Genomic DNA, 19,764 nt, shown 5'->3' on the forward strand with positions numbered 1-19,764 from the left:
ACCCGCGAGGTCGTCCGGCATCTCATCCCATCAGCCCGCGCGCTGCCACCGGCAGCGTATCGAGCACCTTCTCGCCGTCGACCAGATTGACCTCGTTGAAGAGGTTGGTGACCACGCAGCAATGATCGGGCACGACACGCACGCGCTCGCCGATGCGCAGCCTGGCCTCGCTCGACAGCGTGACCGTGCCATGCTCCTCGCTGAGGCCCGTCACCCGCGCCCCCGGGACACCCATCAACTCGCCGAAATCGGGCAGCCCCAGCGTGTCGCTGGACAGCGCCTTGCTGCCGCTATCCAGAATGGCGCGGCTCGGCGTCGGATGGCTGACCACGGTCGACAGCACCGTGAGCGCGCAATCGTCCAAGGTGCCGACGCCTTTGGCGACCTGATAGCGGTCGAGATAGATGTAGGTGCCGGGCCGGTATTCGGTGACGACGGATGCGGCAGCGGAGCGCCACATATCCGGCGTGCCACCGCTCGAAACGCGCTCGCAGGCGAGACCCGAAGCGGCCAGCACCCGCTTGGCGTCGGCAAGCCAGGCTTCGGCTTCCGCTGCCCGGCCGGCGGCCGGATAGGTCATCAGCCCGCCGAAGGCGAGGCCGCCGGCCTTGTCGATCAGCCTCGCCAGCGCAACCGCTTCATCGGCCGTCTGCACGCCGCAGCGGCCCATGCCGGTATCGCATTCGACCAGCACCGGCAGAGGGTGGCCGGCATCGGTGAAAGTTGCCGAGAGTCCCTCCAGCGTATCCATGCTGTCCGCCGTCACCGACAGCGTTACGCGACCGTGCAGCGCCTTCAGCCGCTCCAGCTTGGCGCGGCCGAGAATGTTGTAGGGGAGAAAAATGTCGGTGAGACCGGCATCGGCCATCACCTCGGCCTCGCCGATCTTCTGGCAGGTGATGCCGACGGCCCCCGCCGCCACCTGTTTCTTCGCCCAATAGGGCAGCTTGTGGGTCTTGATGTGCGGCCTGAGCTTCAACCCGTTCTTCTCGGCATGGGCTTGCGCGCGGGCAATGTTGGCTTCGGCGCGTGCGGCGTCGATCAGGATCGACGGCGTATCGAGGTCGTGGATCGTCGGCATCGGCTATCCCTATGAAAATTCACAGGGGTTATGAGCCTGAAAGCACGCTGTGTCACGCGGCCAGCCGACCGGATCGGTAGGCCATCCGTTCACGGTGCAAGGCAGGGCAGGCGGCTGGGTGGATCGACACCGAACCCGCGTTCGGCTATGCGGTTTTCCAGACAAGTCGACGCCAAGGGGTCACGATCATGAAACGCTCCGCCATCAACGAAATCATCCGCGAAGCCGACGCTTTCATACGCTCGTTCGGCTACATCATGCCGCCCTTCGCCTACTGGTCGCCGGAGGAAATGAAGGCGCGCCAAGTTGACTCCTCCGCCATCCACACCTCGCGGCTGGGCTGGGACATCACCGACTATGGCCAGGAGAAATTCAAGGAACTCGGCCTGTTCCTGTTCACCGTCCGCAACGGCCGTTACGAGGATATGAAGAAGGGCATGGGCATGCTTTATGCCGAGAAGATCATGATCTCGCGCAAGGACCAGCTGTCGCCCATGCACCGCCACAACATCAAGGCCGAGGACATCATCAATCGTGGCGGCGGCAAGCTGGTGCTGGAACTGTTCATGCACGATCGTGACGGTGGCATCGACCCCAAGGCCGAAGTATCGGTACCCGTCGACGGAACCATCCACCGGCTTCCGGCGGGCGGACTGTTGAAACTCGACCCGGGCCAGAGCGTCACGCTGCTGCCGGGCGTCTGGCACGCCTTCTGGGCCGAAGGCAAGGACGTGCTGATCGGCGAGGTCTCCACCGTCAACGACGATCTCACCGACAATGTCTTCCGCGAGCCGATCGGCCGCTTCTCCAACATCGAAGAGGACGTCGCTCCCCTGCATCTGCTGGTGGCCGACTATGAGAAGTGGCTGAGATAAGGCAAGGCCGGCAGCGGCCGCCTCCCGGCAGCTTTAATGGCAGCAACCTGCGGCAGTCTCATCAAAATGGATGGCGACTCTCGTCCGCGTCTGTGGTGGTATCCGGCCCAGGTGGGGAGCGGGGACCCGGAGCAAAAAGGTGGTCCCATCCCCGTAAGTGGGCCAACACCCTCATTGATCTGGCCTCTCTATGGGCTCTGACCGAGGAGAGTCGAGAATGCTGTATCCTGCCGAGAGGAACAAAAGGCCGCCTTGTAGCCAACCAGCCGACGATGAGCGCCAGGCGCGGCTCGAGAAAACAGCCAGGCTCAAGCGGCTTCGGTCGTACGCTTCCTGGCTCACGCCTGACCCACACGCCCCACTTCATGATGAGATAGACTGCTCTGTGGTAATTGAGGAAAGCAGGTCAGTGAGCCTGGCCTGATCGGCAGAGTGAAGCAGCTTGCCGGCGAGGCGCCTACGGTAGCCTCAAAGACAGCAGCTTGCCGCCGATTGCACGCTCGTCCGGCATAGGCATGACGAACTGATCGGCACGTCGGCCTTGGCCATCGCCGTGGCGAGCTTTGCCTGCAGTGCCGGCAACTCGTCGCTCTCGCCGCGCCGTTTCAGGCACTCCACCAGACCGTGCAGCGCCCAGACATTGTCCGGGTGCTGCGCGCAGCGCTGCACCTTGTCGCTCAAGCCCAGATCGTCGCGATAGATCTGTTCGGCCTCCTGCGCGTAGCCCTGGTCGAGAAGCAGCGCCGCCAGCGCATGGCGCGGCGGGTGCATCCACGCCCACGGCTCGGTGTAGGACAGATTGTCGTCGAGCTCGACCGCTTGCCGCAGATGCCTATAGGCCTCCTCATGCCGGCCCTGATGATAGGCAAGCTCGCCATCAAGCAAGGCAGCGCCCACGGCGAGCGAGGCGCGGGTCGGGTTGCTGAGGAAACGCCGCTCGACTGGAATGCGCGCCATATGCTGGTGGAATCGGTCGCGCTCACGCTCGGCCTCAGCGAAGTTTTTCAACGTCGCATGCGCGACGCCCTTGGCATAATGCTGCATGGCGGCCGTGAGCACGTGGAGGCCGGGCTCCGCGGTGATCGGCTCGTCCACGATCTCCCGCCAGCGGCCGAAGCGCACCTGCACATGCGATTTCATCGCATGATAGCCTTCCACCGTCTGGGTGAGCTTTGGCCGATCGGGCAGGCTGACCACATCGCGCGTCACCAGGCTGCGCACCTTGTCGGCGGCCCACAGCGCCGGCCGGTACTGGCCGAGGAACATGCAGGTGAACATCATCAGATGCAGATCGTGGCAGCAGCCAAGCAGGTAGTAGGTCGGCTCATCGGCATAGGCGAGATAGAGGTCGTTGGCGCGGACAGCCTTTTCGCTGGCCAACTTCGCCTTCTCGTATTCGCCGCACAGCACATAGATATGCCCCGGCATGTGGTTCATGTGCCCCGCATCGGGGCAAATTTCGCCCAGCAGGTCGGCCGAGCGCATGCCGCGTTCCGGCATGGTGGACATTTCCAGGAGATGGATGTGCAGATGCAGGATCGCCGGATGCTGGGTCGCCCGGGCTTCGTCGGCGAGCCGGATTGACCGCTCGCAGACCTCCAGCGCCTCGACGACATCGGAATTCGGCGCCGGCGCGCCGGTCTTGAGGTTCCATAGGCGCCGGACGGTGCGCATCATCAGCGCCTCGACCAGCAGCGCCATCACATCATGGTCGTCGGCAAAATCCTGGTAGACGCGCCGCATCGCGGCGGCATAGGCATCATCCCACTGTTCGAATTCCTGCGGGGTCACCCGCTGCGGCTTCTGGAAGCGACAGGCCAGCGCTTCGATCAACCGCTTTTCGACGTCGCTGGCGCCAGCCGCGTTGGCGCGCGCCAACTGGACATGCTCGAAGCAACGCTTCGTCGCATTGTTCGCCTCGGCCTCGCCATGCTCCTTCCAGGTCAGATTGTAGAAGGGCCCGGCGGCATAGGCGATGCCCCAATGAACAAAAGCGCAGTCCGGATCCGTCTCCAGCCCCTTCTCGAAACACCTGATGCCTTCCTCATGGTTGAAGCCGTAGCACCAGTTCAGCCCGATATCGAACCAGCGCTGGGTTTCGGCGGAGCGGGTAGAGATGGGGCGGCGGTAGGTGCCGAGGTCGAAGCGGTCCATGGGGTCTCGTTAGTTCTTGTTGGCAGGCAGCCAAGTTCCGGAGAGATTTCGTCACCAACAATGTGTGCCGAAATCTCCAGGCATGGCAAACGCCCAGAGTGCAATCGCCACTGTTTGAGAGGTACGGCTGTAGGCGCGGGCGGCTTTTTTAAAAATGGAGGTCTGAGTGGGAATTGAACCCACTACGTCGGTTTTGCAGACCGATGCGTCACCGTCCCGCCCTCAGACCATGTTGCTCTTATGACCACCCCATAAACACTCGTCAACTTTGCTGAAGGGCGCAACAGGCATTTGGCCCAGAATGTCGCCTTCGTCGGACCTGTCGCTCATCTTGTGCAAGGCGTCCTGCTGCTTGTCCACGGCCATTCTGTGTAGAGGGTGCGGGCCGCGTCAGGACATGCGACGGGACAAACTGATCAAGCACGCGCCGGGGTCTGGTGGCGGTTGCAGCTTGACACTTCCGGGCAACGATGTAGCCTGAATTGACTGGTCTAGCGCGCCGATCGTTCGCTGTGTTGGCCTGTTAGCCGCTCGCCGATGGAGGTGAAGCGGCGCCACCTGCCAAGAAAGCGGCGATACGCCGACGCGCCTCACGATGGGGAGGAGCCAATGGCAACCGGTTGGCAATTGTCTGGAAACTATTTCGAGAATTGTAGCTGCGACGTCGTATGTCCCTGCCTGATGTCGCCCAACGCGCAGCTGACATCAAGGCCGACGCGAGGCGTTTGCGATGTCGCCATGGCCTTCCATATCGATACGGGCAACTACGGTGACGCTCGATTGGATGGCCTCAACGTTGCGATGATTGCCCACACTCCGGGTCCGATGGCGGACGGCAATTGGACGGCTGCCGCCTATATCGACGAACGGGCCGATGAAGGGCAGATGGAGGCGCTGGGCGCGATCTTCACCGGCGCCGCCGGCGGTCCGTTGGCTATGCTCGCGCCTCTGATCGGCACGAACCTGGGAGTCAGGAAGGTGCCGATCAAGTACCAGATCGACGGCAAGAAGCGGTCGGTGGAAATCCCGGGTGTCATGCAGATGGCGGTCGAACCACTGCCGACAATGCGCGAGGACGGCGAGATGTGGGCCGCGACCGGCCATCCCGTCAATCCCGACTGGCTTGGTATGGCGATGGGCGTGCCGGGCAGCACGTTCGGCGACCACGGCATGCGCTGGGACAATTCCCGCCGAAACGGGCATTACGCGCCGATCAACTGGTCCGGCCAGCAATAGGCCGCGCTCCCATATCGGAACGGGGCTCGCCCATGGCCAATGCGGGAACTCCATCGCTGACGCTGCAGCGAAACATCATTGTCGCGCTGTTGATCGCTATCGCGGCGGCAGCTTGGGCCATGCTCGTCTGGCAGCAGACTGGCATAGACATGCCAATGGAAATGAAAACGCCCACCATGGGCATGAATGCGCCGTTGTTCCTTGCAGTCTGGATCATTATGATGACCGCCATGATGTTTCCGACAGCCGCCCCCATGATCCTGACGTTTCACCAGGTCCAGGCCGGTCGGCAGGGGCGCGGTGAGACCTTCGTCTCAACCTGGGTATTCATGGGGGGCTACATGCTGGTCTGGGGCGCGGCGGGCGTGCTTGTCTTTGCTGGCGCGGCTGGCGCGGAGAAGATTGCAACGCATACAGGAATGTCCGCGGCGACCGCCTCCCGCATCGGCGGCGTGCTGCTGATCATTGCCGGCGCCTATCAACTTTCGCCGCTCAAGGATCTCTGCCTGGCCAAATGCCGTACTCCGATGAGTTTCATCCTCACCTCATGGCGCGATGGACATTGGGGCGCGGTGCGCATGGGATGGGAGCATGGGCTCTTTTGTCTGGGCTGCTGCTGGCTCTTGTTTCTTGCCCTTTTTCCTCTCGGGATCATGAACATTGCTGCGATGGCTATGCTCACCTTGCTGATCTTTGCGGAAAAGACCTTCCCGGCAGGAGAGAGGATAGCAAAGCTATCGGGCACCGCTTTGCTGCTTTACGGCGCGGCGGTGTTGGTCTTTCCACAACTGTTGCCGACGTTTCCGGCAGTGCACGCCATGTTAATGAATTGACGAACGGCTTGATGCGCCCACCGCGCCGCTTGGCTCGAGCATTCCTAAGCGGAAGAGGCATATTCTACTTAAATTTAAATTGATCTATGCCCTGCTGTAGAGACAGCTTTTCAAGCATGTGCTAACAAAGGCGTTGCAGGGGGATGCCATGCCGTCCTTGAGGTGGGCTGCTATTGCCGCGCTGGCCGCGATGTTCAGCAATGCGACGCCGACCATGGCCGCCGAAGCAGTGGGCCAAGCGGTCGTGATCAAGACTGCCGTTACCGGCGCAACCGGACCGCTGGTGGTCAGTGCACCCGTTTATCGGGACGAACGTATCAGCACATCCAATACCGGGCTTGGCCAATTCGTGTTCCTGGATGGCACCAAGCTGGCGGTAGGGTGGGGTTCTTCCGTTGTCATCGACAAGTATGTCTTCAACAATGAGAATTCGGTCAAGAACCTGACCATCCGCGCTGCCAAGGGAACGTTTCGCTGGATAAGCGGAAGCTCGCCTTCGTCAGCTTACCAGATCGTGACGCCTGCAGGCACGATAGGCGTGCGGGGAACAGCATTCGATGTCCACATCGCGCCCAACGGCAAAACCGCCGTCGTGCTTCTGAAGGGGGCGGCCAGATTCTGCAGCGGCGGCAGATGCAGGGAACTGAAGCGGCGCTGCGATTGTGTGGTCGCGACGCCATCAGGCGCAATGACCGATGTTACCAAGGTCAATCGGTCTGTGCTCAGCACACTCGGCACCTTGCGGGCATTGCCGTTTCTGACAGGCAATCAGCAGCTTTCGGGAGGCTTTGCCGCACTCGGAAATTGCGGGCTTATGGCAGCCAGTCAGCAAGAGGATAGGGCGCGGCCGCAGCAGCGCAACTCACCGGCGCCCACTCCGCCCAGTCCGCCTAGCCCACCTAGCCCACCCGGTCCGCCGGACCCACCGCATGGCGACACCGATGACGGCAACAACGGCCATGGAAATGATCCAGGCAAGCATGATGGCAGCAATCCCGGAAAATCCAACGGCCACGGCAAGGGCAATGGGAACGGCACGGGCGACGGATAGCCGCTCTTTTTCTTGGCGCGCGTCTGGTGTTCGACTTCGCTGGCCAGCGAGTCCTGCGGTCAACGGCCCTGTTTGAATGCAGGTCAGGAACCGGAGCCGAATTGTTGCTCCGCATAGCCGGCATTCGCCTCCACCGCTGCTCCCGCCCGTTTGGCAAGAAAATCATCCGGTCTGCGCGATATCCGGCCATAGAAGTCCTGCAAGTCTGCCGGCAGCCCCGCGGCCTTGGCTTTGGCCGCCGCTATGATCTTTCGGCTGCCTGGCGAGCGCGAATGCAACGCCTCGATGAGTTTGCCGTGGAGAAGCCGCAATTCCGCGAAATCCGGCGACGACGCAACATTTTCATCGCCGACAACGGCATTGATTCTCGTCCTAGCGCTCTTTCCCTTGAGCTCCAGCGATCCCGCTTCGAGCAACGCCCAGCCGGGCAGCGATCTTGCTGTGTCGTAGGACGCGAGGATGTCGAAACTCACCGTCTTGCACGCTGTCTCGATACGCGCTGCGATGTTCACCGCGTCGCCAACGGCCGAATAGTTGAATCGCGACTCCGCCCCCATGTTTCCGACGCAGGCGATGCCGGTATGGATTCCGATACCGATGCGAACCGTCTGCCCGGCCCCGAATCCGAATGCATCGCTTTCGTTGAGGCGGGCCATCGTCTCGCGCATGGCCAATGCCGCGCGAACGGCCTTGGCAGGATGATCGGCGACGTCGACCGGGGCATTCCAGAAGGCCATGATCGAGTCGCCGATGAACTTGTCGAGTGTGCCTTCATTGGCGGTGACATGACGGCTGAGCGCGTCGAGAAGCGTGTTCAGAAACCGCACGAGGGCGGTGGGCGGCAGTCTTTCGCTGATCTCAGTGAAGTTTCGCACATCGACGAACATCACGGTCAGCTCGCGGTCGTCTCCGCCAAGACGAAGTGCGTTGCGCGTGTGCTCGATGCGGTAGAGAAGCGATGGCGATAGATATTGGCCGAAGGCCCGCCGGATCGCGCGCCGCTCCCGGTCGGTCACCAGGAAGCGGAAAGAGGTTGTCGCGAAATGCGTGATCGTGCCCATGACGATCGGCGCAAATGGATCGAACAGCAGTCCGGCCAGCGAAAAGGCAAGCCACGATGCGACGAGCGCAAGGCCCGTGATCGCCAGGCCGCAGGCGAGCGCAATCGCCGGGCTCACGAAAATTGTGAGAAACACCAGAAGGGTGCCGAGGATCGCGATGGACGCGATTTCCAGCCCGTTTGCCCAGTCGGGCCGCGACAGATAATGCCCGGACAGGATCTGTTCAACCATCTGCGCGTGGAGCGATACACCGGGCACGTTCTCACCGAGTGCCGTGACACGAATATCCTGCAAGCCGGCGGCGGAAGTGCCGACAAACACGATGTTGCCCTCGATGGCGGCCCTTGTTTTGGGTGAGACGCCGGCGAGTGCGAGCAGGTCCTTCGCAGAAACATATCGTTCCGGCCTGTCGGGACTGACATAGAGCCAGAGTTCGCCGGCCGAGGTCACCGGGATAACGAAGTCGCCGATCTTGACGGATGTCATTATGCCCTGCCGATCCGGCACGCCGGCAATCAGATAGGTGGATGCGCCCTGCGCTACCCTCATGGCTTCGAGGGCAAGATTCGGATAAAGCTGCTCGCCGTCGGTCAGAAAGAGTGGAGCTGCCCTGACCACCGCGGTCGATCTGCCCGGATTGAGGCTGATATGTCCGAGACCGGCGGCGTTGGCCTCGAGCTGCGGCCGCAGCGGTGTGGCTGCCCTGATATGAGGGGGAGCCTCCATCGGGCTCTCGCCCGTAAAGGCGATGCCAGCCCTCATGTGCGGCCGATAGGTCCCTTCGTTGGAGATGCCGTAACCCAGGATAACCGGCTTGCCGGCGATCGATCGGGCGAAGATTTCATCATTATCGGGCAGGCGATCGAGCAGGGCAGGATCGATGCCCGGCACCTCGCGGACAACACTGCGAGGCGACAAACGATCGGGTTCGGCGAAAAGGATGTCGAACGCGATGGCTGCCGCACCAAGCTCCGTCAGTTTCTCGACCAGAGCAGCCATGCGATTCCTGGGCCACGGCCACTGCCCGAACTGCTGCAATGAGGCTTCGTCGATGTCGACCACGCGGACAGGCATCGGTTCGAAGCTGCGAGGTGCCAACCTCTGATATTGGTCGAATGTGGCTTCGCGGGCGAGTCTCAACGGCTGCGGATCGATCGCCCGGACAACGGTAAGTGCTGCCACCAGGGACAAGCCCAGGATGACGCCGGCCAACTGGGAGCGGGTCATGACTGCTGCATCAATTGTTGTGCCGCGTATCCTTGCTGCATGGTCCCGCTCCGGGAATAGCTTTTCGAGCCTTGAGGCTAGGCTGCATTGTTCCCGGCGAATGCGCAATCGCCAACCTTACCGCCCAGCGGAGTAATGCAGTTGCGGCGCTGGCGCGACCGCTCGCCCGGGAGGCCCTTCGCTGCCGGTCCTTCGAGACGGGTACGGGCGAGCACGGCATCGAAGCTCCAGGAACAAAGTGGTTCCGCTAATGTTGGGATGAAAATTAGCGGAGACTAATATGAAATTCTTACCCGTTCTGGAACCCTGCGGCACATGGGCGGTATTCGACACTACAACCGACGAACCGGCCGAGTTTGCAGGTGAGTGCCTCATTGGTCTGACAAAGGCTGCCGCTATTTGGCTCGCGGCAAGAGCCAGCGACGATGAAAGAAGAAACCGTTGCCGGCATGCCTCGAGCATCAGCGTACTGGGTAGCGCTGGGTTTTTTCAGCAGCAACCGCGTGAACAGTCGTGGGGGTGATGAGTGACGAGGCCATGGCTGCCGTATTGGCCTCACGCGATGATGAAGTGCAGGTCCTTGGTGTATTCGACGCAGCGAACAAGAAAGAAGCTTCCCTTGAACTTCGCCGTCTTGGAGAGGCAGTTCAGTTTATAGCAAACGCGTCGGTATTGGGCTACGACGTTCGTTCTGCGATAATCTTCCATGGAGTTGCGGGAGCGCCAAGCTTGAGAGCGAAGCAATGTGAGCAACTTTGGGCGAAACACGGCGCGCTGCTGGTAAAGTAGGACTGCAGTTCTTGAGGGGCGGTTTGTCGGTGATGGGCTGGCCCGACCGTCTCTGTGAGTCCCGACGGCTGGCCCGGGCCTCGCCCGATCAGGTTGCTTTACGGATGACCGCCTTGAACGAATGATCCATGATGAACGCATCTGGCCGGCCGCCCCGCTCAACTTGGCCCCAGGTCACTGGAATGGGCGATTGGAACCCGCAGCGGGTTCGGGGAGAGAACACGCCCACGGCCGTGTTGCCTCTCCCCAAAGCGCCCCATGTTGCCTGTGGCGTTCGCCAAACTCCGACCCATTCGGAGCCGCTTTTTGACCAGCCGGATATCAAGCTAAGACACCAGCCAATTACGGCATTTCTTCCCGACCCCCAGAGCCATGCGAGAAGGACTGGATTTCATCCATGTCGATCTTCCCGTCACCGTTCTGGTCGATTGCAGAGAAGATTCGGCCGACAGCCTCCTGGACCTCGTTCTCGGACAGCGATCCGTCACCATCCGTGTCCAGAAGCGCGAGTACAAGTCGCATCCCGGTGCCGCGCATCATGCGAGGACCATGATTTCCGACCATTCCATGCTCACCGACTGGGCCGCCATTGCGGTGCCACCGCCAACCGTCTCCATGACGGGAAGCTTCCTGTTGCCGATTGTTACCTTCGTTAGAGCTCCGATCCTGTTGCATCCTCTCCTGGACGGCTTGCTCAATCATCTGGCGAATCATTTCATGCGTCGGCCCACCCGCCTGTCCGTTCACATCCGGCAGTTGCCCGGCACCGGGCTGTTGGGTGGTCGCCGGGGTTGGTGCAGGTGTTCCGTTCGTCTGGGCGAGCGCAGGGAAGGTCGCTAACATAAAAGCGGCGGCCGCGGTGGTCGTGCAGCGTGGAAATCTCATGACATGCTCCATTGGTTGGTCGTGGTCTGCCTCAAGCTGATTGGCTGGCCCCAACTTGGAGTTCATTCCGATTGTTCCTCCCTGGAGATCGGGTCACGATGAAGTTACACGAACCATAGGGGTATAGGCTTCAACATACTGTGCCGACAGCAGCCGCACGTCACGGCCAGGAAGCGGGCCTCTATTCCTACATGATCGGTTGAAGTCCGCTGGCGCCGACCCCGCAGGCGAACAAAAGCTCGGAGCGAAGCCGCCGGCCAAATCAGCGGAGGTGATGGGGATCATTTTAATGAATCGTTGACCGCGCTGTCCTATTTTGGAACAGCGCGGTCAAACCCCAACCTGACTGCGTAGGCGGCTCCGGCAACCAGCCCGCCAGCTATGCCGGAGCCGCCGCTACCACGCTTGCATAATACCAGCAATGGTTGAATCAACTGTTACTAAGTGTCCTTTCTAGTTCGCTTTCCCGGTCGTTAGACCTTGATAAAACCGGGGATTTCAGATCCCGTGCCCGCCCTCGATAAAGCCGGGAAAATCGATCTCGGCATCATCCCGCTCCCGGTCGGTGCATACCTCCCGCTCGTGGTCGCCACGCGCGCCGTCCGCCCAATGGGTTTGATTGTGGTAGCGGTTCGGAGCGCCTAGCGTCGGCTCCTCGGTGCCGTCGTCCTCCAGGTCGCGGTGATCGGCCTCACGATCGTCGTTGTCGCCAGACCAGCCCGCCATGTATGGCTCATGGTCTGCGCCGTCTTCCAGATCGCAATCGGCTTCCATGAGGTCGAGCGCGGTGATGAGGCTCATGGCGCGGTCTAGGAGGTCGTCAAGGCGCTTCTGGACTTCGCTGGGCCATGTGCGGGGATCTATCCCAGCGGGCATTCCATAGGGCTTTAGAAGGCTGACAGGCGCGTTCATATGGTCGCCCCCGACAACTTCGCTTTGAATTGCGCGAAGACTCCATCGTTATCCTTCAGGCCGCGAATGTATGCCAGGATTTCAGCACGGGGAGCGCCGCCCTCGTTCATCCATACTATATGGTCAATCCATCTGCGCAGCTGCGCACGATAGGCGGCGGCCAGTTCTGGCGGCAGCGTGTCCAATAAGGCTTCGATGCGGCGTATTTTGGCCTCGGTGCTTTCTCTGCTGGGCGCGACCAGGGTAAGCGGCGCCGGCAGGGCCAAGGCCGTTGTAGCTGCTCCCATGGCTGCAACAGAGGTGAGACCGACAAGGAGCCGGCGGCGAGAAAATCGCCCGGTGATGATGTGCATTCCCTCGACAGCGGCCATAGTTTCGCCGGCCGCCGGAACATGGGTGTTCGGCATGGTGACTTCCAGGTTGATGTTTTCGTATTACAGTGATACGAATAGATCACATTGGCACAAACGTCAACACTTTTAGATAAAGTTGATCCGAATGGATAAGCCGACAGGCCGACAAATCGCCGCTGCTCGAACGCTCGTCGGCATGACACAACCGGAATTGGCAGAGCTGTCAAAGGTTTCTGTGCCGACCGTCAAGCGCATGGAGGGCAGCGACGGCCAGGCTGTCGGTATGGCGAATAATGTCGAAGCAGTGTGCCGCGCCCTTGAGGCGGCTGGCGTCGAGTTCATCCCAGAGAACGGCGGCGGGGCTGGCGTGCGGCTCCGCAAGGCCTGAAGGCAGCTTGCGTGCAATCCTAGATTGCGCAATGCTTGCTGGGGGAAAAAGGGAGGGGTGTATCTTGAGTAGATTCCCACTCGTTGTTGCGCTTGGTCTTTGTGCGAGCGTGACGGCCCATTCAGTCTCGGCAATGACCACAGATGAAGCATGTGCGCAGGTCGCTGGAGCCGCACAAGCGGTTATGACTGCTCGGCAGAACGGCACCCCGATGCAATCAGTTCTTGAAGTCGCCAACGATCCCAAATTTGCATCAGGCAAGGCAGGCTTCCGGGCTATTATTATGATGGCTTACGACCAGCCTCGTTTCAACACTGACGAAAACAAACAACGGGCAATAGATGATTTCCGCGGCCATGTTCAACCCGAAGGAAAACCGGCGGGCAGGGCAAGGATATCAAGACGGTGCAGGCGCGCATGGGGCATTCCAGCATCGTCATGACCGCCGACACCTACGGACACCTGTTCCCCGGCACCAATGACCAGGAAGAACTGGCAGCGGCGGAAAAGTCCCTGCTTGGCGCTTGACGCGACACAAACGCGACATGGCGGCTTGTTCGGCGTGTCTAGATTTGGCTAAGTGCTTGATTTGTTTGGCTGGGGAACCTGGATTCGAACCAGGACTAACGGAGTCAGAGTCCGTGGGTCTACCGTTAACCTATTCCCCAGCAGGTGCGGTCATGAACCGCGCGGCCGAGCGGCTGAGCCGCTTGAGCGCTGCCTTGTAGCCGCCAGCGGAAAATAGTCAAGCCTGCTCTGCGGTACAAATCGGGCAATCGCACAAGTTTGCGCTGCCCTTCATCAGCCTGCCGGCAGCTTCTGCCCGTGAACAGGAGAAGCCCGCTGGCCGCGCCTCAGCTCTCTGTCCGGCTGAATTGCGAGCGTTCGAAGAACAGCACGATGCCCAGCCCGAGAATCAGCGGGATGATGAGATAAAGCAGCCGGAACACCAGCAGTGCGGCCAGCACGCCCACCGGGTCCATGTCGGAAAGCCCGGCGAGAAATACCACTTCGAACACGCCGAGCCCGCCCGGCGCGTGCGAGAGCTGGGCGACCGAAAAGGAGACGAGGAAGACGCCGAGCACGACGAAATAGCCGGGATTCTGGGCTTCGGGCAGGGCAAAGAAGATGATCGCGGCGGCGGCGAGCAATTCGATCGGGCCGATAAGCAACTGCCTGGCGACGATCGGCAGCGCCGGATAGTGCAGTTGGAAGCTGGCGATCTTCAGCGGGCGCAGATGCAGCCAGCTGCCGAATATATAGGCGGCGACGATCAGCAGCATCGCAATGCCGGCCGCTTCCGACAGGCCATGATGGGCAATGCCGGAAAACCGGTCGAGGATCTCGGGCTCGAACACCAGCACCAGGCCGGCCATCAGGATGGTCGACAGCACGAAGGTGATCCAGCAGATTGCCACAAGCACGCCGACATCCTGTCCGGTCAGCCCTCTGGTGCCATAGGCGCGGTAGCGGATGACGGCGCCGGAGAACACCGAACCGCCGATATTGTGCGAAAGTGCGTAGGTGGTGAAGGAGCAGAGCGTCACGAACAGCCACGACACCTTCTTGCCGATATGCAGGAGCGCGATGTGGTCGTAGCCGGCGAGCGCGGCATAGGCGATGACGGAACTGAGCGCCGCCAGCACCCAGCCACGGGTTGGAATGGCGGCAAGCCCGTCCCAGACATCGTCGATCGAGATGCCGCGCAGCTCGTGCCAGAGCAACAGCAGCGAGAAGATCACCGCGGCACCGCCGACGACCGGCCAGAAATAGCGTCTCCAGTTCATTGCCTGACTGCCATGCGTTGCGTGTCCGCTTCCTTTTCTCTTGAAGATGGGAGGCCGGTTGCCCGGCTTCTTCCGTTCATTTCAGAAATGCCTCATTGAAGCCGGCTATTCAACCGCGAACGCTTACCGGTGCTACCCACCTGCAAGATCCGCCTGCACCGAAGGCGGTGCAAAGGCGCCAGCAAGCGGTGAGGCGTCGGCTCTTCCGGGAGATCGTCTCCGACAGTCTCACACTATCAATCCAGCCTTGCGGCTAGATTACGCACGAAGGCGGCTTGGGAGCCCAGCCGGCAAAATTCGGCGCATGGCTCTTGGTGATCGGGCGCACCGCTGTTAGTCTGGCGGCAACTTGAAACATGCCAAAGCGCCTGCAGCGTCCGTCATCGGTTCGCGCGGCGCCGGAAGGAACGACAGTGGAAGACCGCGACACCGGCGCAGGCGCGCCGGAGGTGGGCGCGTCCAGCGCTTCCCCAGGGCCATCTGGCTCGGGGACAGCCGGTTGGCAGCAACGCCGCCCGACGGAGCTTGGCTCCGCCGACGGGCCGGCGGGCGACGCGACCCGCAACCAGAAGGGCAAGCCCAAGAAGCGGCGCAAGCGAAGGCGAGGGCGCAAGGTTTTTGCGCGCGACGAAGCGCGCCCCCAAGACAATCGATCGCCGATGCCAGGCAAAGCCGCTGTCTCGGCCATGGAACCGAAGCAGGCGGCTCCGGTGATCTCGCCCGTCGCTTCAACGCCGCGCCCGGAGCAGGGCGTCCGCCGCCCGCCGGTGCACGAGCTTCCCGTCTTCGCGGCCCTCGACCTCGGCACCAACAATTGCCGGCTGCTGGTCGCCGTTCCCTCACGGCATGGCCAGTTTCGCGTCATCGATGCCTTCTCGCGCATCGTCAGGCTGGGCGAAGGGCTCACTGCCAATGGCCGGCTCAGCCAGCCGGCGATGGACCGCGCCGTCGAGGCGCTGAAGATCTGCGGCGACAAATTGCGCAGCCGCAAGATCAGGAAGGCAAGGCTGATCGCCACGGAAGCCTGCCGCTCGGCGGCAAACGGCGTCGAGTTCCTGGAACGCGTCGAGCGCGAGGCCGGCGTGAAGCTCGAGATCATCGACCGCCAGACCGAGGCGCGGCTGGCGGTGTCCGGCTGCGGCTCGCTGGTCGAGCGCGACACGCAGGGCGTCGTCCTGTTCGATATTGGCGGCGGCTCTTCCGAAATCGCACTGATCGATCTCACCGGTCGCCGGTCGCCGCGCCTCGCCAACCATATCGTCTCCTGGACGTCGCTGCCGGTCGGCGTCGTCTCGCTGGCCGAACGTTTCGGTGGCCGCACGGTGACACGCGAGATTTTCACGGCCATGGTCGATGACGTTGCCGGCCGGTTGGCCGCCTTCGATGGCCGCGACCGGCTAAGCCACCTCAAGGCCAACCCGAACTTCCATCTGCTGGGCACCTCCGGCACGGTAACGACGCTCGCCGGCGTCCACCTCGATCTCGAACGCTATGATCGCCGCCGGGTCGACGGGCTGTGGATGGACCGCGACAGCGTCGACCGCATGGTGGAGAGACTGGTCGGCTGGGATTTCCAGCAGCGTGTGGCCAATCCCTGCATTGGCGCCGATCGCGCCGATCTGGTGCTGGCCGGCTGCGCCATACTGGAGGCGATCCGCGCGGTTTGGCCGTCGGAGCGGCTGCGTGTCGCCGACCGTGGCCTGCGCGAGGGCATACTGAGCGAACTGATGGCCGATGACGGCGTCTGGCGCAATGATGGGCGTGGCAGAGCATGATCATGCTCGGACAAGAAATCAAGCGATGACCAAGAAACCGGAAAAGCCAGGAACGGCCGGCATTCGCGTGCTGAAGACGCGTATCAAGAAGAAGAGCGGCCTGAAGGAGTCCTCGCGCCGCTGGCTGCAGCGCCACATCAACGATCCCTATGTGCAGAGGTCGAAGGCTGATGGCTATCGCTCGCGCGCGGCCTACAAGCTGATCGAGATCGACGACAAGCATCATCTTCTAAAGCCCGGCATGAAGGTGATCGATCTTGGCGCTGCGCCCGGCGGCTGGTGCCAGGTGGCAGCCGCGCGCACGAAATCGACGGCGGAAAACCCGCATGTCGTCGGCATCGATTATCTGGAAATGGATGCCGTGCCTGGAGCGCCGGTGCTTTTGATGGATTTCCTGGACGTGGATGCGCCGCGCAAACTGTCCGAGGCGCTGGGTGGCGATCCCGATGTCGTGCTGTCCGACATGGCGGCACCGACCACTGGCCATAAGCGGACCGACCACATCCGCACCATGCATCTGTGCGAGGTGGCGGCCGATTTCGCGCTGTCCGTGCTGAAGCCGGGCGGACATTTCCTCGCCAAGACTTTTCAGGGCGGCGCGGAAAACGAGCTGCTGTCGATGCTCAAGAAGAATTTCCGCTCCGTCCACCACGTCAAACCGCCGGCTTCGCGCGATGAGTCGGTCGAACTCTATTTGCTGGCGAAGGATTTTAAGGGGCGCTCCCTTCCTTCTCCCCTTGTGGGAGAAAGTGGCGCCGAAGGCGACGGATGAGGGGTGTTCCAAGGAGCACCAATGTCTCACTCCGTCCAACACCCCTCAACCGTCTCGGCGCTCCGCGCCCGATCCGCCTTCTCTCGCGAGGGGAGAACGAAACGGCCGGACTCACTCCCCCGGCGATCTCGCCGGCTGCAGGTCCTTCGGTGTCGTCAGCCGGCCATGGCCCGACACGGCGTTGCCGGCATCCGGCGCCAGCCGCATGAAAGAGAGCGCCGCGGCGGCTGAGATCGCGGCGACGATGAAGAAGGCGGTGTGGAAATCCGTCAGCGTCAGCGGTCCGCCATGGACGCTCGTCGACACTTCCAATATGCCGCCGGCCACCGCCACGCCAAGCGCGATCGACAATTGCTGGAACACGGCGGTGATCGGCGTTGCCTTGCTGGTGTCCTCGGCCGAAACCTCGGCATAGGACAGCGCATTGACGCCGGTGAAGAACATCGAGCGGATGAAGCCGCCGACCAGAAGCACGGACAGCATCAGCAGGTAGGGCGTGTCGGGCGTGAACAGGCCGTTGATGGCGATCGATCCGGCGGCGACCAGCGAGCCCACGATCAAAACGCGGCGGAAGCCGACGACGCGGAAAATCAGCGCGGTGACGAATTTCATGCCGATGGCGCCGATTGCCGAGACGAAAGTGATCATGCCGGACTGGAACGGCGTCAGCCCGAAGCCGATCTGGAACATCAGCGGCAAAAGAAACGGCACCGCGCCGATGCCGATGCGGAACAGCGAGCCGCCGAGCACGGAGGATCGGAACACCTGGTTGCGGAACAGTTCGAGCGCCAGCAGCGGGTTTTTGGCGCGGCGCGCATGCATCAGGTAGAGCGCGCCCGACACCAGCCCGACGGCCACGGTGATGAAGCCGGTCGCCGGCGGCAAATAGGGCAGGCTGACCACCGACAGGCCGAACACGATCCCGGATGCCGCCAACCCGCTGAGCACGAAGCCGATGAAATCGAGCGGCGGCGTCTCCATGGATTCGGTCTGGGGCAGGAAGCGGGTGGCCAGCCAGATGCCGATCAGGCCGATCGGCACGTTGATCAGGAAGATCCAGTGCCAGGTGAAGTAGGTGGTGATGAAGCCGCCGATCGGCGGGCCCACCAGCGGGCCGACCAGCGCGGGAATGGTCAGCCACGACATGGCCGCGACCAGTTCGCTCTTGGGCGTCGCACGCACCAGAACCAGGCGCCCGACCGGCGTCATCATGGCGCCGCCGATGCCTTGCAGGAAGCGTGACACAACGAAGGCCGGCAGCGAACCTGAGAAGGCGCAGGCGACCGAACCGGCGATGAAGACCGCGATCGCGGCGCGGAAGATATTCTTGGCGCCGAAGCGGTCGGCCATCCAGCCGCTGATCGGAATGAAGATCGCCAGCGACACCAGATAGGCGGTCAGCGCCAGCTTGAGCGCGATAGGGCTGGTATGGATGTCGATGGCGATCGCCGGCAGCGACGTCGCGATCACGGTCGAATCCATGTTTTCCATGAAAAGTGCGACCGCCAGGATGAGCGGAATGGTGCGGTTCACGAGCGTGCCTGTTTCAGATTCTCTTTCCGGCCGGGGGCGAGCCGATACGAGGGGCGGGTATCACGGCCGGGCACCGATGTCGTGTTAATTTGCTGTCACTTTTGTGCGACCGCAAGGATGCCGACTTTCGCTTTGACATGCCCATGCCGGCAGAGATCATATCCGTTCCAGGCAAGGGACACCTTGCAGGGAGCGGTACACATCATTATTGTAGTGAATATAACTACTATGGGACATTATCATGGACAAAGCTGTTTCGGCAGCCGATGCCAATCGCAGGTTTTCTCTCCTGCTGCGCGGCGTTCGCGAAGGACAAAGCTACGTGGTGACCAGTCACGGGCGTCCGGTCGCTCGGATCGTGCCCGCGGATCATCAGGAGGGTGTGGCTGCCCGATCGCGCGCGGCGTTGTTGTCGCGCCTTGAGCGCCAGCCTGTCATGGATGCCGGGCGGTGGACGCGTGATGAACTCTACGAGGACGAGCATTGAAGATCGCGCTCGATACCAATGTCCTTGCTTACGCGGAAGGGGTGAACGGTGCGGAGAAGCGCGACGTCGTTCTCGAATTGCTGCGCAATGTCCAGCAAGATGACGCCGTTATTCCTGTTCAGGTTCTTGGTGAACTGTTCAACGTTTTGGTCCGCAAGGCAGGAAGACCGCCCGCGGAGGCACGGGATGCCCTTCTGAGCTGGAGCGACGCATTCTCCGTTGCCGCGACGACGCAAGATGTGATGATGATGGCCGCTGATCTGGCTGCCGATCACCGATTCAGCATTTGGGACTCGGTCATTCTCTCCACGGCCTCGCAAGCTGGTTGTCGGCTGCTGGTCTCGGAAGATCTGCAAGACGGCTTCACATGGGGCGGGGTCACTGTCGTCAGTCCTTTTGCAGCGCCACGTCATGCATTGCTTGATGCTCTGGCGGGGAAGTCTGGCGACTAGAACGCGGAACGCCGCAACGATCGGCTTTTCATCGGCGCCGCGACGTGTTACCAGCCAGCGCCAATCCTGAAAGGGAAGATGAGAGTCGGCGCTGCCCATTCTGGTCCAGCGCT

18 protein-coding genes and 2 tRNA genes are annotated in these 19,764 nt (G+C 61.9%); 10 read left to right on the plus strand and 10 right to left on the minus strand.

Annotated elements, in window-relative coordinates; translation table 11 throughout:
- Positions 1 to 22 precede the first annotated feature (22 nt).
- The gene (locus tag FJ934_RS12555; RefSeq protein WP_140609939.1) at positions 23 to 1,081 is read right to left on the minus strand and encodes a D-TA family PLP-dependent enzyme; all 1,059 of its coding nucleotides are present in this window, start codon (positions 1,079 to 1,081) and stop codon (positions 23 to 25) included.
- 188 nt (positions 1,082 to 1,269) lie between these two features.
- Between FJ934_RS12555 and FJ934_RS12560 the strand changes: the two genes are divergently transcribed.
- The gene (locus FJ934_RS12560; protein ID WP_140609940.1) at positions 1,270 to 1,956 is read left to right on the plus strand and encodes a D-lyxose/D-mannose family sugar isomerase; all 687 of its coding nucleotides are present in this window, start codon (positions 1,270 to 1,272) and stop codon (positions 1,954 to 1,956) included.
- A 468-nt stretch (positions 1,957 to 2,424) separates the two neighbouring features.
- On the opposite strand, the gene FJ934_RS12570 is transcribed toward FJ934_RS12560, so the two are convergent.
- A complete protein-coding gene (locus tag FJ934_RS12570; protein ID WP_140609941.1) occupies positions 2,425 to 4,110 on the minus strand; it encodes a hypothetical protein in 1,686 nt (561 codons plus the stop codon).
- A 155-nt stretch (positions 4,111 to 4,265) separates the two neighbouring features.
- Positions 4,266 to 4,339, minus strand: a tRNA-Cys gene (locus FJ934_RS12575).
- Between the two features lie 380 nt (positions 4,340 to 4,719).
- Here FJ934_RS12575 and FJ934_RS12580 point away from each other — a divergent pair.
- From FJ934_RS12580 to FJ934_RS12590, 3 genes are all read left to right on the plus strand, one after another.
- The gene (locus tag FJ934_RS12580; RefSeq protein WP_140609942.1) at positions 4,720 to 5,346 is read left to right on the plus strand and encodes a DUF1326 domain-containing protein; all 627 of its coding nucleotides are present in this window, start codon (positions 4,720 to 4,722) and stop codon (positions 5,344 to 5,346) included.
- Between the two features lie 32 nt (positions 5,347 to 5,378).
- Positions 5,379 to 6,179: a DUF2182 domain-containing protein gene (locus FJ934_RS12585; protein ID WP_140609943.1), complete on the plus strand. Its 801-nt coding sequence runs from the start codon at positions 5,379 to 5,381 to the stop codon at positions 6,177 to 6,179.
- Positions 6,180 to 6,327: 148 nt separating this feature from the next.
- A complete protein-coding gene (locus tag FJ934_RS12590) occupies positions 6,328 to 7,230 on the plus strand; it encodes a FecR domain-containing protein (protein ID WP_140609944.1) in 903 nt (300 codons plus the stop codon).
- Between the two features lie 83 nt (positions 7,231 to 7,313).
- Here the strand turns inward: FJ934_RS12590 and FJ934_RS12595 are convergent, their stop codons facing one another.
- Positions 7,314 to 9,518 carry an adenylate/guanylate cyclase domain-containing protein gene (locus FJ934_RS12595; protein WP_140609945.1) on the minus strand — a complete coding sequence of 735 codons (2,205 nt, stop codon included), beginning with the start codon at positions 9,516 to 9,518 and terminating at the stop codon, positions 7,314 to 7,316.
- A 522-nt stretch (positions 9,519 to 10,040) separates the two neighbouring features.
- Here FJ934_RS12595 and FJ934_RS12600 point away from each other — a divergent pair.
- Positions 10,041 to 10,307 carry a hypothetical protein gene (locus FJ934_RS12600; RefSeq protein WP_140609946.1) on the plus strand — a complete coding sequence of 89 codons (267 nt, stop codon included), beginning with the start codon at positions 10,041 to 10,043 and terminating at the stop codon, positions 10,305 to 10,307.
- Positions 10,308 to 10,649: 342 nt separating this feature from the next.
- Here the strand turns inward: FJ934_RS12600 and FJ934_RS12610 are convergent, their stop codons facing one another.
- The 3 genes from FJ934_RS12610 to FJ934_RS12620 all read right to left on the minus strand — a co-directional run bounded on the left by FJ934_RS12610 (position 10,650) and on the right by FJ934_RS12620 (position 12,511).
- A complete protein-coding gene (locus tag FJ934_RS12610) occupies positions 10,650 to 11,258 on the minus strand; it encodes an EF-hand domain-containing protein (protein WP_226890602.1) in 609 nt (202 codons plus the stop codon).
- A gap of 432 nt (positions 11,259 to 11,690) precedes the next feature.
- Complete coding sequence (locus FJ934_RS12615) at positions 11,691 to 11,993, minus strand: hypothetical protein (RefSeq protein ID WP_140609948.1); 303 nt, start codon at positions 11,991 to 11,993, stop codon at positions 11,691 to 11,693.
- 107 nt (positions 11,994 to 12,100) lie between these two features.
- Positions 12,101 to 12,511, minus strand: coding sequence for a hypothetical protein (locus FJ934_RS12620; protein WP_140609949.1), 411 nt, complete (start codon positions 12,509 to 12,511; stop codon positions 12,101 to 12,103).
- Positions 12,512 to 12,593: 82 nt separating this feature from the next.
- Here FJ934_RS12620 and FJ934_RS12625 point away from each other — a divergent pair, with 82 nt between their 5' ends.
- Positions 12,594 to 12,845, plus strand: coding sequence for a helix-turn-helix transcriptional regulator (locus FJ934_RS12625; protein ID WP_140609950.1), 252 nt, complete (start codon positions 12,594 to 12,596; stop codon positions 12,843 to 12,845).
- Positions 12,846 to 13,439: 594 nt separating this feature from the next.
- On the opposite strand, the gene FJ934_RS12635 is transcribed toward FJ934_RS12625, so the two are convergent.
- Positions 13,440 to 13,513 (minus strand) — tRNA-Gln (locus tag FJ934_RS12635).
- A 186-nt stretch (positions 13,514 to 13,699) separates the two neighbouring features.
- Positions 13,700 to 14,632: a lysylphosphatidylglycerol synthase domain-containing protein gene (locus FJ934_RS12640; protein WP_140609951.1), complete on the minus strand. Its 933-nt coding sequence runs from the start codon at positions 14,630 to 14,632 to the stop codon at positions 13,700 to 13,702.
- A 413-nt stretch (positions 14,633 to 15,045) separates the two neighbouring features.
- Here FJ934_RS12640 and FJ934_RS12645 point away from each other — a divergent pair, with 413 nt between their 5' ends.
- Complete coding sequence (locus tag FJ934_RS12645) at positions 15,046 to 16,407, plus strand: Ppx/GppA phosphatase family protein (protein WP_140610005.1); 1,362 nt, start codon at positions 15,046 to 15,048, stop codon at positions 16,405 to 16,407.
- Positions 16,408 to 16,432: 25 nt separating this feature from the next.
- Entirely contained in the window at positions 16,433 to 17,179 is a 747-nt protein-coding gene (locus FJ934_RS12650; RefSeq protein ID WP_140609952.1) for an RlmE family RNA methyltransferase, read from the plus strand.
- Positions 17,180 to 17,290: 111 nt separating this feature from the next.
- Here the strand turns inward: FJ934_RS12650 and FJ934_RS12655 are convergent, their stop codons facing one another.
- Complete coding sequence (locus tag FJ934_RS12655; protein WP_140609953.1) at positions 17,291 to 18,712, minus strand: MFS transporter; 1,422 nt, start codon at positions 18,710 to 18,712, stop codon at positions 17,291 to 17,293.
- A 241-nt stretch (positions 18,713 to 18,953) separates the two neighbouring features.
- Here FJ934_RS12655 and FJ934_RS12660 point away from each other — a divergent pair, with 241 nt between their 5' ends.
- Together FJ934_RS12660 and FJ934_RS12665 are read left to right on the plus strand one after the other, a co-directional pair.
- On the plus strand, positions 18,954 to 19,199 hold the full coding sequence (locus FJ934_RS12660) for a type II toxin-antitoxin system prevent-host-death family antitoxin (protein WP_140609954.1): 246 nt from the start codon (positions 18,954 to 18,956) through the stop codon (positions 19,197 to 19,199).
- On the plus strand, positions 19,196 to 19,651 hold the full coding sequence (locus FJ934_RS12665; protein WP_140609955.1) for a PIN domain-containing protein: 456 nt from the start codon (positions 19,196 to 19,198) through the stop codon (positions 19,649 to 19,651). The genes FJ934_RS12660 and FJ934_RS12665 overlap by 4 nt, the downstream gene beginning before the upstream one ends.
- The last annotated feature ends 113 nt before the right edge of the window (positions 19,652 to 19,764 follow it).

The sequence above is a fragment of the Mesorhizobium sp. B2-4-12 genome, assembly GCF_006441575.1.
In the GTDB taxonomy this organism is placed as follows: domain Bacteria; phylum Pseudomonadota; class Alphaproteobacteria; order Rhizobiales; family Rhizobiaceae; genus Mesorhizobium.

Bases quoted from the DNA above. Each gene is read 5' to 3' on its own strand.
- FJ934_RS12580 (WP_140609942.1), top strand. From the start codon at position 4,720: ATGGCAACCGGTTGGCAATTGTCTGGAAACTATTTCGAGAATTGTAGC.
- FJ934_RS12615 (WP_140609948.1), bottom strand. From the start codon at position 11,993: ATGAGCCTCATCACCGCGCTCGACCTCATGGAAGCCGATTGCGATCTG.
- FJ934_RS12660 (WP_140609954.1), top strand. From the start codon at position 18,954: ATGGACAAAGCTGTTTCGGCAGCCGATGCCAATCGCAGGTTTTCTCTC.
- FJ934_RS12585 (WP_140609943.1), top strand. From the start codon at position 5,379: ATGGCCAATGCGGGAACTCCATCGCTGACGCTGCAGCGAAACATCATT.
- FJ934_RS12570 (WP_140609941.1), bottom strand. From the start codon at position 4,110: ATGGACCGCTTCGACCTCGGCACCTACCGCCGCCCCATCTCTACCCGC.
- FJ934_RS12555 (WP_140609939.1), bottom strand. From the start codon at position 1,081: ATGCCGACGATCCACGACCTCGATACGCCGTCGATCCTGATCGACGCC.
- FJ934_RS12640 (WP_140609951.1), bottom strand. From the start codon at position 14,632: ATGAACTGGAGACGCTATTTCTGGCCGGTCGTCGGCGGTGCCGCGGTG.
- FJ934_RS12620 (WP_140609949.1), bottom strand. From the start codon at position 12,511: ATGCCGAACACCCATGTTCCGGCGGCCGGCGAAACTATGGCCGCTGTC.
- FJ934_RS12590 (WP_140609944.1), top strand. From the start codon at position 6,328: ATGCCGTCCTTGAGGTGGGCTGCTATTGCCGCGCTGGCCGCGATGTTC.
- FJ934_RS12600 (WP_140609946.1), top strand. From the start codon at position 10,041: ATGAGTGACGAGGCCATGGCTGCCGTATTGGCCTCACGCGATGATGAA.
- FJ934_RS12650 (WP_140609952.1), top strand. From the start codon at position 16,433: ATGACCAAGAAACCGGAAAAGCCAGGAACGGCCGGCATTCGCGTGCTG.
- FJ934_RS12560 (WP_140609940.1), top strand. From the start codon at position 1,270: ATGAAACGCTCCGCCATCAACGAAATCATCCGCGAAGCCGACGCTTTC.
- FJ934_RS12595 (WP_140609945.1), bottom strand. From the start codon at position 9,518: ATGACCCGCTCCCAGTTGGCCGGCGTCATCCTGGGCTTGTCCCTGGTG.
- FJ934_RS12610 (WP_226890602.1), bottom strand. From the start codon at position 11,258: ATGAACTCCAAGTTGGGGCCAGCCAATCAGCTTGAGGCAGACCACGAC.